Source organism: Hydrogenophaga sp., from assembly GCF_031426985.1.
Lineage (GTDB): Bacteria > Pseudomonadota > Gammaproteobacteria > Burkholderiales > Burkholderiaceae_C > Hydrogenophaga.
This window is the reverse complement of sequence record NZ_JASJOY010000052.1, coordinates 1-11805: the sequence shown is the minus strand read 5'-3', so window position 1 is coordinate 11805 and position 11805 is coordinate 1. Positions and strand designations below refer to the sequence as shown.

Annotated in this window: 13 protein-coding genes; 6 read left to right on the top strand and 7 right to left on the bottom strand. The window is 65.2% G+C overall.

Annotated elements, in window-relative coordinates; all coding sequences use genetic code 11:
* Window positions 1-109 precede the first annotated feature (109 nt).
* Window positions 110-466, top strand: coding sequence for a hypothetical protein (locus RMP09_RS07335; protein WP_310565316.1), 357 nt, complete (start codon window positions 110-112; stop codon window positions 464-466).
* Window positions 467-490: 24 nt separating this feature from the next.
* Here the strand turns inward: RMP09_RS07335 and rlmD are convergent, their stop codons facing one another.
* From rlmD to surE, 5 genes are all read right to left on the bottom strand, one after another.
* Window positions 491-1927 (bottom strand): 23S rRNA (uracil(1939)-C(5))-methyltransferase RlmD, encoded by a 1437-nt coding sequence (gene rlmD, locus RMP09_RS07330; RefSeq protein WP_310565315.1) that lies wholly within the window; start codon window positions 1925-1927, stop codon window positions 491-493.
* 37 nt (window positions 1928-1964) lie between these two features.
* Window positions 1965-2750, bottom strand: coding sequence for a 3'-5' exonuclease (locus RMP09_RS07325; RefSeq protein ID WP_310565314.1), 786 nt, complete (start codon window positions 2748-2750; stop codon window positions 1965-1967).
* Between the two features lie 9 nt (window positions 2751-2759).
* Entirely contained in the window at window positions 2760-3605 is an 846-nt protein-coding gene (locus RMP09_RS07320; protein WP_310565342.1) for a peptidoglycan DD-metalloendopeptidase family protein, read from the bottom strand.
* Window positions 3606-3751: 146 nt separating this feature from the next.
* Window positions 3752-4567 (bottom strand): protein-L-isoaspartate(D-aspartate) O-methyltransferase, encoded by an 816-nt coding sequence (locus tag RMP09_RS07315; protein ID WP_310565313.1) that lies wholly within the window; start codon window positions 4565-4567, stop codon window positions 3752-3754.
* The gene (gene surE, locus RMP09_RS07310) at window positions 4564-5346 is read right to left on the bottom strand and encodes a 5'/3'-nucleotidase SurE (RefSeq protein WP_310565312.1); all 783 of its coding nucleotides are present in this window, start codon (window positions 5344-5346) and stop codon (window positions 4564-4566) included. Before surE ends, RMP09_RS07315 begins: the two co-directional genes overlap by 4 nt.
* 144 nt (window positions 5347-5490) lie before the next feature.
* Here surE and RMP09_RS07305 point away from each other — a divergent pair, with 144 nt between their 5' ends.
* Window positions 5491-6477, top strand: coding sequence for an NADPH:quinone oxidoreductase family protein (locus tag RMP09_RS07305; RefSeq protein ID WP_310565311.1), 987 nt, complete (start codon window positions 5491-5493; stop codon window positions 6475-6477).
* A gap of 386 nt (window positions 6478-6863) precedes the next feature.
* Here the strand turns inward: RMP09_RS07305 and RMP09_RS07300 are convergent, their stop codons facing one another.
* Window positions 6864-7487 (bottom strand): response regulator, encoded by a 624-nt coding sequence (locus tag RMP09_RS07300; RefSeq protein WP_310565310.1) that lies wholly within the window; start codon window positions 7485-7487, stop codon window positions 6864-6866.
* A 299-nt stretch (window positions 7488-7786) separates the two neighbouring features.
* Between RMP09_RS07300 and RMP09_RS07295 the strand changes: the two genes are divergently transcribed.
* Genes RMP09_RS07295 through RMP09_RS07280 form a run of 4 tightly spaced genes read left to right on the top strand, consistent with a single transcriptional unit; the run spans window position 7787 to window position 10456 of the window.
* The gene (locus RMP09_RS07295; RefSeq protein WP_310565309.1) at window positions 7787-8590 is read left to right on the top strand and encodes a SapC family protein; all 804 of its coding nucleotides are present in this window, start codon (window positions 7787-7789) and stop codon (window positions 8588-8590) included.
* The gene (locus tag RMP09_RS07290) at window positions 8587-9321 is read left to right on the top strand and encodes a hypothetical protein (protein ID WP_310565308.1); all 735 of its coding nucleotides are present in this window, start codon (window positions 8587-8589) and stop codon (window positions 9319-9321) included. Before RMP09_RS07295 ends, RMP09_RS07290 begins: the two co-directional genes overlap by 4 nt.
* A gap of 46 nt (window positions 9322-9367) precedes the next feature.
* Window positions 9368-10129 carry an FkbM family methyltransferase gene (locus tag RMP09_RS07285; RefSeq protein ID WP_310565307.1) on the top strand — a complete coding sequence of 254 codons (762 nt, stop codon included), beginning with the start codon at window positions 9368-9370 and terminating at the stop codon, window positions 10127-10129.
* Window positions 10130-10180: 51 nt separating this feature from the next.
* Window positions 10181-10456 (top strand): hypothetical protein, encoded by a 276-nt coding sequence (locus tag RMP09_RS07280; RefSeq protein WP_310565306.1) that lies wholly within the window; start codon window positions 10181-10183, stop codon window positions 10454-10456.
* Between the two features lie 413 nt (window positions 10457-10869).
* Here the strand turns inward: RMP09_RS07280 and RMP09_RS07275 are convergent.
* The coding region (locus tag RMP09_RS07275; RefSeq protein WP_310565305.1) for a hypothetical protein at window positions 10870-11805 on the bottom strand (936 nt) is incomplete at its 5' end.

Sequence of the window (11805 nt, the reverse complement as noted above, 5' to 3'; positions counted from 1 at the left end):
GGGGCCGAATGGCCCCCTTTTTTTGCGCCCGGTGCACCAGGCGCCCATCACGCAGGCATCAAGTTGGCGCGCCAACGGCCGAAACAAGGTGCAAACCGGACCGATTGCCATGCGCCGCACCCTCCTTGTCACCGCCCTGCTCGCCACCGCCAGCGCCCTGCTGACCGGATGCGACGCGCTGGGCCTCGAAACCGCCACGCAAGTGGCCGAAAAGAAAGAGGCCGAAGGCAAAGCCATCGGCAGCGCCTGCCGCCACGCGGTGCGCAGTGTCGAAGACTGCTTCCGCTCCAACCCCAAGGCCGGCAAAGCCGCCGTGTTCGCCGGCTGGAAAGAGATGGACGCCTACATGCGCGAAAACGAGATCGTGGGCATGCCCTTCACCCCCCCGCCGTCAGAACCCGAGGCCGAAGCCGAGGCGGTGGACAAGGCGCACGAACCGGCCACCAAGAAGACCCACAAGTCCTGAGGCCCGGCGCCCGGGCCTGCCGCGTCAGGCCGGATCGGCCAGCTCGAACACCGCCATGCTTTCCACGTGGGCGGTGTGCGGGAACATGTTCACCACCCCCGCCGCCGTGCAGCGGTACCCCGCCTGGTGCACCAGCAGGCCGGCGTCGCGCGCCAGCGTGGCCGGGTTGCAGCTGACGTAGACGATGCGCCTGGGCGGCGTCCAGTCGGCGCCCCGCAGTTCGGGCTGCTGGTGCAGATCGGCCAGGGTCTTGGCCAGCGCAAAGGCGCCTTCGCGCGGCGGGTCCACCAGCCACTTGTCGGCCCGGCCATCGGCCACCAGCCGCTCGGGCGTCATCTCGAACAGGTTGCGCGCCACGAATTGCGTGGGCGCCATCGGCGTGGCACGCCCGTGCTGGTTGGCCGACCAGTTCTCGCGCGAGCGCGCCACCAGGGTTTCGCTGCCTTCGATGCCCAGCACCTCGCCGGCCTGCGTGGCGATCGGCAGGGTGAAGTTGCCCAGGCCGCAGAACCAGTCGATCACGCGCTCGTGCTTCTGCGCGCCCAGCAGGCGCAGGGCGCGCGAGACCAGCACGCGGTTGATGTGCGGGTTGACCTGGGTGAAGTCGGTCGGTTTGAACGGCATGGTGATGCCGAAATCCGGCAGGCCGTAGGCCAGCAGCGGGCCGCCTTCGTCCAGCAGCTTGACTGTGTCCGGCCCCTTGGCCTGCAGCCACCACTGCACGCCGTGCTGCGCGCCAAAGGCCCGCAGGCGGGCCAGGTCGTCGTCGCTCAGCGGTTCCAGGTGGCGCAGCACCAGCGCGGTCACGTCATCGCCACAGGCCAGCTCGACCTGCGGGCAGGTTTCGCGTGCGTCCATGCCGTAGAACAGTTCGCGCATCGGCATCATCATGGCGCTCACGTGCGGCGGCAGCACGCGGCAGACCTGCATGTCGGCCACGTAGCGGCTCTTGCGCTCGTGGAAGCCGATCAGCACCACGCCCTTCTTGTGCACGAAGCGCACCGACAGGCGCGCGCGGAAGCGATAACCCCAGCTCGGCCCCTGGATGGGGCGCAGCAGCGTCTCGGCCTTGACCTTGCCCAGGTGCCAGAGGTTGTCTTCCAGCACGCGCTGCTTGATGGCGACCTGTGAGCTGGCTTCCAGGTGCTGCATCTTGCAGCCGCCGCAGGCGCCGTCGTGCAGGCCGAAGTGCGGGCAACCGGGTGTCACGCGCTGCGGCGACTCGCGGTGGATTTCGGTCAGCGTCGCCGCTTCCCAGTTGTTTTTCTTGCGGTTGACCTTGGCGCTGACCACTTCAAAGGGCAGCGCGCCGTCGATGAACACCACCTTGCCGTCGGGCCGGTGGGCAATGCCCTGGGCTTCGATGTCCAGGGACTCGACGAACAGCTGGCCTTCGGGCAGGCCGGCAGAGGGGGACACGGGGGTCAGGGGGTCTTGGGTGGTGGGGCTGTCTTGGCTCATGCCCCGATTGTCTCAGGCCCGCGGCCCCGCCCAGGCTTCAACCCCAGGCGCGCAGGTACTCGTCCCAGTGCGGCTCGGTGGGCGCCAGCTGGCCCAGCGTGTCCTTGACGAACCCGATCTCCTGCTCGTATTCGGCCGCGCTGAAGCCGCCGCGCATTTTCTGGAAGCGGCAGTACACCAGGTAGGTGTTCATCACGTCCGTTTCACAGTAGCGGCGGATGTCCTCCACCCGGCCATCCAGATACTGCGCATAGACCTGAGAGCCGTCCATGCCCAGCTTGCCCGGAAAGCCGCACAGTTTGGCCAGCGCGTCCAGCGGCGCGTTGTTCTTGGGCGTGTACATCGCCAGCAGATCCATCAGGTCCAGATGGCGCATGTGGTAGCGGCTGATGTAGTTGTTCCACTTGTGCTCGCGGTCGTCCTCGCCCATGTCCCAGTACCGGTTGGCTTCCACGCCATGGCGCAGGCCGCGGTAGTGCAGCACGGGCAGGTCAAAACCGCCGCCGTTCCAGCTCACCAGCTGGGGCTGGTGCTTCTCGATGCTGTTGAAGAAGGTCTGCACGACCTTGCCTTCGCTGTGGCCATCGCGGTCCACGAAGGAATGCACCCGCAAGCCCTCGGCGTTGCGGAACACCACGCTGATGACCAGCACGCGCTGCAGGTGCAGCGGCATGAAGTCGCTCTGGCCCTTGGCCTGGCGTTCGGCCAGCCAGGCCGCGTGGACCTGTGCGTCGGTCCAGTCGGCCGGGTCGTCACGCAACAGGCGCAGGCCGGCGATGTCGGGAATCGACTCGATGTCGAACACCAGCACCGGCCAGGCCATGGCGGGGGCTCAGCGCTTGGGCAGGTAGGCGATCGGGTCCACCGGTTTGCCCTGGCGTCGCACCTCAAAGTGCAGCTTCACGCGGTCGGCATCGCTGCTGCCCATCTCGGCGATCTTCTGGCCCTGTTTGACGGCCTGGTCCTCGCGCACCAGCAGCGCCTGGTTGTGGGCGTAGGCGGTGAGGTAGGTGTTGTTGTGCTTGAGGATGATGAGGTTGCCGTAGCCACGCAGCCCGGCGCCGGCGTAGACCACACGGCCGTCGGCCGCGGCCAGCACCGGGTCGCCCACCTTGCCGCCGATGGCCACGCCCTTGTTCTTGGCCTCGTCGAAGTTGACGACCACCGAACCCTGGGCCGGCCAGATGAAGTTCACCGCGTCGCTCGCCGGCACCGCCGCGGGTGCCGCAGGCGTTGGCGCGACCGTCGCCGTCCCGGTCGCCGTCGCCGTGCTGGTGGCGGTCAGGGGGCGCGAGACCACGGTGGCGCTGGCCACGGGCGCGGCGGTCACCCCCGTGGGCGCAGCCGCTGCCGGGGTGGCCGCTGCGGCGGCGCCCACCGGTGGTGCCACGCGCAGCACCTGCCCGACCTCGATCACGTTCGGATTGGCCAGGTTGTTCCAGCTCTGCACGTCGCGCCAGGTCTGGCCACTGTCCAGGGCGATGCGGAACAGCGTGTCACCGGGTTGCACCGTGTAGTAACCGGGTTTGCCGGCGTTCTCGGCACCGGGCAGCGTCTTCACTTCAGCCGCCCGGGCGCCGCCCGCAGCACCCCGGTCTTCGACCGGGGCGGGGCCGGAGAGGCGGCGACCAGCGCAGCCGGTGCCGACCAACGCAGCGGCCAGCAGCGTCAGGGCCATCGCCCCGCGCCACACGGGGCGGCGTTCGGCCACAGGCGCGGCAGATGCGTGGATCAGGAATGTGCTCATGAAAACTCCCATACGAGGTGGCCGCATCAAGGCCGCCACCAATAAACAAAACAGGCCCCCTGTCAAGGGGATCAACCTCAGGCGATCCCTGATTTTAGGGGGACGAAGTGCACCGCCTCGAGTTCGCTGCGCAGCACGCCGGTGGCGGTCTTGTCGACCACCACCAGGTTCTGGCGCCCCGAGGCGTTCACCGTCGGCGCCACCAGGCGACCACCCACGGCCAGCTGGTCGATCCAGGCCTGGGGAATGGCGTCGCCGCCCGCTGCCGCGATGATGGCGGCGTACGGCGCGCCCTGCGCATAGCCGACCATGCCGTCGCCGAACAGCAGGTGCACATTGGACAGCCGGAACGGGCGAAGGTTCTCACGCGCCCTCTCGTGCAGGCCGCGCAGGCGTTCGATGCTGTAGACCTCGCGTGACACATGGCTCAGCACCGCGGCCTGGTAGCCACAGCCGGTGCCGATCTCCAGCACCCGGCCGAGCTTCTCGGTGCGGCCCTGGCACAGCAGCTCGATCATGCGCGCGACCACGTTGGGCTTGGAAATGGTCTGCCCCAGGCCGATGGGCAGGCTGGTGTCTTCGTAGGCCTGGTTGACCAACGCGGAATCGACAAAACGGTGGCGCTCGACCGCGTGCATGGCCGCCAGCACCGCCGGATGGGCCACGCCCTGGGCCTGCAGCTTGCGCACCATGGCCGCACGCACGGCCTGCGAGTCCATGCCCAGGCCGGTGGTGGCCGGCGCGGCGCGGGGCGCAGGCGCGGTCTTGGCCACCAGGGCGCCCGGACGCACCGCCGTGGGTGCGGGCGGTGTGTCCAGCCGCGCCGGAAAGCCCGGGCGCGGGCGTGCGGCGGGCGGATTGCCCGACGGCAGGCCGTGGGGCAGGCGCTTCATGCCGGGCCTTTGGGCTGCGACAGCAGCGCCGCCATCGGCGCCCAGTACGGCAGGCGCTGGTGGTCGGTCAGGTCCACCTGCAGCGGCGTGACGCTGACGTGGCCCTGCGCCGTGGCATGGAAGTCCGTGCCTTCGGCGTCGTCCTTGGCGGGGCCGGCGCTGCCGATCCAGTACATGGTCTCGCCACGCGGGCTGGTCTGCGTGATCACCTGCTCGGCCGCGTGCCGGCGCCCCAGGCGCGCCACCTTGAAACCACGCAGCTCGGCGGCCGGGCGGTTGGGCACGTTCACATTGAGCAGCCAGGGTTCACCACGCTGCGCCGCATCGGGCAGGGACGGCATCAGTTGTTTGACCAGCTCGGCCGCCTTGTGCGCGGCCGTGTCCAGGTGCGCCCAGCCCTTTTCGGTCTGGGAGAAGGCGATGGCCGGGATGCCGAACAGGTAGCCCTCCATCGCGGCGCCCACAGTGCCGGAGTAGATGGTGTCGTCGCCCATGTTGGCGCCGTTGTTGATGCCCGAGACCACCAGATCGGGCCGGTAGCCCAGCAGGCCGGTCAGCGCGATGTGCACGCAGTCGGCCGGCGTGCCGTTGACGTAGCGAAAGCCGTTGGCGGCCGTGTGCACGTACAGCGGCGAATGCAGGGTCAGCGCATTGCTCTTGGCGCTGTTGTTGTGCTCGGGTGCCACCACCTCCACGTCGGCCAGATCCTTGAGCGCGTCGTACAGGGCCACGATGCCCGGCGCCTGGTAGCCGTCGTCGTTGGAGATGAGGATTTTCATGCCGCGATTTTAGGTGGAAGGCCCCGCCCCGCCCCGGCACCGGCCGGGGTCCCGACCGCGACAGAAAAGCACCGGCATCTCTGGGTCAAAACCAGGGGGCCTGCCTATCATCGCGCCAGCCCGAACCAACAAGGAGACCACCCCATGCAAGCCTGGCTGTGCGAAAACCCCGTGGGCGTGCAAGCCCTGACCTGGAAAGAACTGCCGACCCCCGTGCCCAAGGCCGGCGAGGTGCTGATCCAGATCCAGGCGGCCAGCCTGAACTTCCCCGATCTGCTCATCGTGCAGAACAAGTACCAGATGAAGCCGCCCCTGCCCTTCGTGCCCGGGTCGGAATACGCCGGCGTGGTGCAGGCGGTGGGCGAAGGCGTGACGCACCTGCAGGTGGGCCAGAACGTGGCCTGCCTCAGCGGCACCGGTGGGTTTGGCACCCACACGCTGGCCCCGGCCGCGCTGTGCATGCCCCTGCCGCCGGGCTTCCCGCCGGTCGATGCGGCCGCGTTCATCATGATCTACGCCACCTCGCAACACGCGCTGGTGGACCGTGCCCAGCTCAAAGCCGGCGAAACCGTGCTGGTGCTGGGCGCGGCGGGCGGCGTGGGCACGGCCGCCATCCAGCTGGCCAAGGCGGCGGGTGCGCGCGTGATCGCCGCCGCGTCCACCGACGACAAATGCGCGCTGTGCAAGACACTGGGGGCCGACGACACCATCAACTACAGCGTGCACACGCCGCAGGGCACGCTGCGCGAGGAGATCAAACGCCTGACCGGCGGCAAAGGCCCGGACGTGATTTACGACCCGGTGGGCGGCGACTTTGCCGAGCCGGCCTTCCGCTCCATCGCCTGGCGCGGCCGCTACCTGGTCGTGGGCTTCGCCAGCGGCCCCATCCCCAGCCTGCCGCTGAACCTGGCCCTGCTCAAGGGCGCCAGCATCGTCGGCGTGTTCTGGGGCGACTTCGCCAAACGCGAGCCGCAGGCCAATGCACAGATGATGCAGACCCTGGCCGGCCTCTACCTCAAAGGTCAGATCAAGCCGGTCATCGACCAGACCCTGCCCATGAGCGAGCTGCCCAAGGCCTACGCGGTCATGGGATCGCGCTCGGTCAAGGGCAAGCTGGTGTTGGTGAACTGAGGCCCGCTTTTCAGCTGGCGGCAGGGGTCAGCGATGCGCGCGGGAGAGAGCCGTCTGTGGGCTTGCGCAGCCACAGCGGCCGCCGTGCCCACGCCCTACACGTGATCACCCCGCGCGAACCCGACCGAAGCGCCTCCGAATCCAGCCAGGCCTGCAATGCCTGGGAACCGGATCACTCACTGGGTATACAAGGGGGAGCGGGAACGCTCCTGACATGAGATTTTTATCATTTTCATCCCCGAGCACTCTCGCGAGAATGCCCCGGGGTTGAAACGTCGACCCACGCCATCACGTCCGCCCAAGAGAGCCCGACCCGTTACCGGATGGGACTTGAACTCTCGCACGGCCACCAGAGGCGGCCCACATCCACCGCCTCAGCCACCGTCTCAGGCAGCAACCAGACGCCGCTGAGCGACCAAGGCCGTGAAGAAGCCATGGAGCCACTGCAGGTTCACCGGCTTTTTCAGCAGCTGGACACGCGCCGGCAACCCCCCTTTTGCCTGGATCTCCTCATCAGAGAGGCTGGTGATGGCCACGATGAGCAAAGAGCTGAACGTGGCATCGCGATCGAGTGTTGCCACCAACTCGAATCCGTCAACACCCGGCATCATGAGATCGGTCAGCAGCACCCGAGGCCGCAAGGAACCGATCTCGAGCAGCGCCTTGACACCCGAGTTCGTGTAGTCGGCCTCCATGGGAAGCTGCCAAGAGTCGATAGCCGCCTTGATCACCGCCAGGGTCACTTCGTCATCTTCCACCACCAACACACGCAAAGCGCCCTCGGCACCCGTCGCCGCGGACGGCTGCGCAACCTTGCCGTGCTTTTGGCGATATTGCTCGATCGACTCAAGGTAGATGCGCCTGTGACCGCCTGATGTTTTCCAGGCGTTGAGTTCGCCCTGCTCCACCAGTGACTGCACAGTCCCCACCGACAGTCCCAGCAATCTGGCCGCTTCGAAAGTCCCGCAGTGATCTGCCATTCCGGATACCGGTTGTTCACGGTCCGCCATGTGTCACATGGCCATCACCGCGATGTTGAATGTCTTGTCAATTTTCGCATTATGACTCCCTTGGACCCAGCGCCGAGACCTGATGCCACAAAAGAGTGCACAACCACCTTGTTCATCATTTCGCCTTCCGCCCGCGAAAAAAGGTTTCGGTTGCCGTGACATGCCACACGGCCTCATACGAAACCATACTCACAATATATTTCCATTATTTATAATATTGTTAGTTTTGTGATTTTTGAGGCTGCCAGCACCTCAAAACCTTTGTCCACACCAACCGGGAAGCCATCATGTTCGCCCACTTGACCGCACTGAACCGAGACCGTCACGCCGCCACCAGGGTCCGCCCGCTGACCGGGTTTGCACATGCCGCCCGCTTACATGTCGCTGGCGTTGTGGCACAGGAGTTTCCGCGCGCGGCCGCGCTCTACCCGCTCGTGTTCCTCAAGGACCCAGCCTCGGCGCGTTTTCGTCCGGTCGCCCTGCTCGGACTGACCGAAGGTCAGAACCTTTTTGTCGATGAAGCCGGCCGATGGAAAGCATCCTATGTGCCGGCGACGATCCGGCAATACCCCTTCAACCTTGCCTTGAAAGAAGAAACACCGGCCGACTTCGTCGTTTGCGTCGACGAGGGCAGTGATTGCCTGGGACAAGAAGAAGGTGAGCCGCTCTTTGGCAGCGAAGGCAACCCGACCCCCGTTCTGCAAGGGGTGGTCAAGTACCTGACCGACCTGCAACAGATGGACGTCCAGACCCAAGCTTTCTGTCAATTCCTGGCGGAACGGGATCTTTTGGTCCCGCTGAACATGCAGCTGCACTCGGGAAGCGGCGTCAAAAACATTCAAGGTTCGTTTGCCATCAACGAAAGCCTCCTCGCCGCACTGCCGCACGAGCAGTTCATCGCCATGCGCGAACGCGGCTATCTGCCCGCTGTGTACGCCCACCTGATGTCGCTCACACAGATCGAGCGATTGATCCAGCTGGCGGAAGACGTCCAGAAGCCGACCCAGCCGCAACAGGACCCCGCTCAAAACGCAGCGTCGTCCCCCAAAGCAACGGACAAGCCCGCCAGAAAAGGGCGCAGCACCCGCCGAGCAAAGGCATGAAGTCTCTTGTCATCGCCACGCCATGCTATGGCGACCAGATGCTTCGTGGCTATGTGGTCTCGTTGCTGAACACCCGGCAGCATCTGATGCAGCGCGGCTGCCAGATGCATCTGCTGGCGTTCGGCAACGAGAGCCTGATCACGCGGGCACGCAACAACATGGTGGCCCAGTTCATGGCGACCGACCACGAGGCGTTGATGTTCATCGACGCCGACATCACCTGGAACCCAGACGCCCTCACGGAACTGATGGAGAGTCCGCACGAGGTGTGTGGCATCCCCTATCCCACCAAGAGCTACGACTGGGACAAGATCACCCGCCTGATCAATGAGCCGCCCCCCACAGGCGACCCCATGACCACGCAGAAGCTGCACAACATCACCCGCCGCTTCACGATCAACTACCTGCCCGACGACGGAACAGCGCTCCAGCCCGGCTGGCGCAAGGCCGAATCGCTGGGCACGGGCTTTCTGATGATCCGCCGCAGCGCGCTGCAAAAGATGCAGGACCATTACCGTGAGCAACTGCGGTATGTGAACGACATCAGCTTCTACAACAACAACTGCCGGCCGGAGCACTGCGTGGCGATCTTCGACACCATGATCGACCCCGTCACGAGACGGTACCTCTCGGAAGATTACGCGTTCTGCAAGCGCTGGCGAGAGATTGGCGGCGACGTGTTTGCCTGCATGAACCACCGGCTGGTGCATACGGGGGCGGCGAGCTTCTGACGCCGCGTCATCACCTCTTCTTCACCGCGTCGATCCGGAACCCACCGTGAAATTCAAGAATGTGCTGACCCCTTCGGATCTGGGTCTGATGCTGATCAACAGGAACGACTCGATCATCGGGCCCACCATTTCGCAGGTGGGCAGCTGGGAATCGAAGTACATCCGGGCGTTGAAACAGATCATCGAACAGCACTACCCGGGAACCGATACCGTGGACATCGTGGATGGCGGCGCAAACTATGGCGTGTATTCCCTGGCGTTCTCGAGCCTCGCCACGCGACCGACCAAGGTGCATGCCGTGGAAGCACAGCGCCTCATCTTCCAGATGCTCAATGCCAACATGGCGCTCAACAGCCTGGAGAACGTCTGGACCTACCATGCCGTACTTGGCGAAGACAACGAGCGTTCCATGCTGATCGCACCGCCTGACCTGAACCACCGGGCGAACTTCGGTGCCTTCGAGATTGAGAAGAACGTCAGATCGAGCGACTACGACGGCACGCGATTCATGGTCGAAGAGGCCGTGAAATCGCTCTGCATCGACGATCTGGATCTGAACCGGTGCGCCTTGATCAAGCTTGATGTGGAAGGGATGGAAGCCAGTGCCCTCCGAGGTGCCACGGGCACCATCCGCCGCCACCGTCCCGTCCTGTTCTTCGAAAGGCACAAGTCGGACTATGAAGCCATCAAGGACACACTCCGCCCACACGGTTACACCTTGTGGGAGCTTGACCGGGCGAATGTGATGGCCACCCGAAGCGAATGGGACATCACCCTGACGCCGTCCAACAAGTTACAGCTCGCCTGAACACCAGGGTCGCGCTGAGGAGCCAACCGCCACCGTGGCATGAGGCCACCAATGGCATGGTCCAAGCCTTGCGATGGCGGTTCCGTCGCGGTGAGCAGCGCGCAGCCGTGCGGTATGAAGGCCAGCCGCAAAGGCAGGCTCTCCAGCCTTGACTGGCGGAGTCCCCTTGAGAAATCAACCCTGCCCACGGATCCCGCTGGCCGGCAGGCGGAAAGTCACGCTGCCGTGGTTCTTCCTTCGTCGATCTTGGCCCATGCACTGCAGAAGGTCGATCCTCAAAGACAGCAAGACCCCACCCGCGAATCGCTGTCTTTCTTCGACAGCTGAGACTCCACAGCCGCTACGGGGCGTTGCGTCCCTTCAGCACCCACGCAAGTACCAGCGCCCGCGTTGCAAGGCAGGCTGAAGAAGCGCAAGCAACAGACGTCGCAGGCCACGTGTCGGCCGCCGCATGATGCCTGTCCTCACACGCCACCGACCATGACCCATGGCAGGAACTAAGCTGCCGGGGAGGGACCCGCCGGCTCTATCCGCCGGTCCGCCACACAGCCACAAGCAACAGAGCCGAGAACCCGACTCACCGGCGGCGTTCCCCCCTCTGGCCAGGGATGGTGCAAAGGCTCACTGCGGCTGTCTGATTTCACGTCGATTCACACCGCTCCCATGCGTTCAATGGGTTCGGTGGGTAGTGGCAAGGACACCCGGGGAGGCTGGTGGCCTCCCCGGGTGGCAGTCCTGCCTTACTCGGCCACGATCGCGTCGTCGGGGTTGCGGGTACCTCCATCGACCGAGATAGCCTGCACCACGCCAGTGCTGCTCAACAACGCGTTGTTGATCGCGGCGGTGACTTCTTGCTCGCTCGTACTGGTCTGAGCTGTTCCATCCCCGCTCTCTGCGGCCGATCCGGTCATCTGCGTTGTGACAGACACAAAATTCAGACCGGAACCAAGAGAACCTGAGGTCCCGAAGCCCGAACCAGCGTCATCGCCAACCGATTCAGCCGCATCTGTCACAACACCAGGCGCACTGCTACCGGACGCATCCGCAGATGTGCTGACGCTGGAACTCGTGGCCTCAGAAGGCGGTGAGGTGAACATCGCCGTCTCAACGATCAGGCTCGGCAACTGCGGCTGATAGCTCTGCTCACTCGGATCGACAAACGGCGTGTTGATCGTCAATGCGCCACTGAAGCTGTTACCCGGATCACTCAGATCGACAGTCCCTGTCAGCGTCTTGACCGTGGTGTCACCTCCGACAGACAGCGGTCCCGACTGTGTGATGTTGCCCAGCGCCGTCACCGCCAGATCGCCACCAACAGACGAGGCTTGCAGATTCACCGCCCCGGCAGAACTGGTCACACTGCCGCTCCCGCCCAGGTTCAACTGGGCATTGACATCGCCGCTGGACTGCACGGTCCCATTGCCACCCGCTGAAGCACTGGTGGTCAGACTGCCAGTGGCATTCAAGATCACACTGTTGCTCGATCCAGTGCCAGCCATGGCCGTCACCTGGCCACCGAAGGTGTTGCCAGCGCTGGCAAGGAGGACACTGCCACCAGAGCTGTGAACCGCCGTGCTGCCTTGTACGGACACCGTCGTCCCAGCCAACTGCTGGATATCGCCGTTGCTGTCCAGGCTCAGGCCGCCCGTGGTGCTCACGTCGCCCAGGTTCAGGCC

Bases quoted from the DNA above. Each gene is read 5' to 3' on its own strand.
- RMP09_RS07325 (WP_310565314.1), bottom strand. From the start codon at position 2,750: ATGGCCTGGCCGGTGCTGGTGTTCGACATCGAGTCGATTCCCGACATC.
- RMP09_RS07290 (WP_310565308.1), top strand. From the start codon at position 8,587: ATGAAGTCTCTTGTCATCGCCACGCCATGCTATGGCGACCAGATGCTT.
- surE (WP_310565312.1), bottom strand. From the start codon at position 5,346: ATGAAAATCCTCATCTCCAACGACGACGGCTACCAGGCGCCGGGCATC.
- rlmD (WP_310565315.1), bottom strand. From the start codon at position 1,927: ATGAGCCAAGACAGCCCCACCACCCAAGACCCCCTGACCCCCGTGTCC.
- RMP09_RS07300 (WP_310565310.1), bottom strand. From the start codon at position 7,487: ATGGCGGACCGTGAACAACCGGTATCCGGAATGGCAGATCACTGCGGG.
- RMP09_RS07320 (WP_310565342.1), bottom strand. From the start codon at position 3,605: ATGGCCCTGACGCTGCTGGCCGCTGCGTTGGTCGGCACCGGCTGCGCT.
- RMP09_RS07315 (WP_310565313.1), bottom strand. From the start codon at position 4,567: ATGAAGCGCCTGCCCCACGGCCTGCCGTCGGGCAATCCGCCCGCCGCA.
- RMP09_RS07335 (WP_310565316.1), top strand. From the start codon at position 110: ATGCGCCGCACCCTCCTTGTCACCGCCCTGCTCGCCACCGCCAGCGCC.
- RMP09_RS07280 (WP_310565306.1), top strand. From the start codon at position 10,181: ATGGCATGGTCCAAGCCTTGCGATGGCGGTTCCGTCGCGGTGAGCAGC.
- RMP09_RS07305 (WP_310565311.1), top strand. From the start codon at position 5,491: ATGCAAGCCTGGCTGTGCGAAAACCCCGTGGGCGTGCAAGCCCTGACC.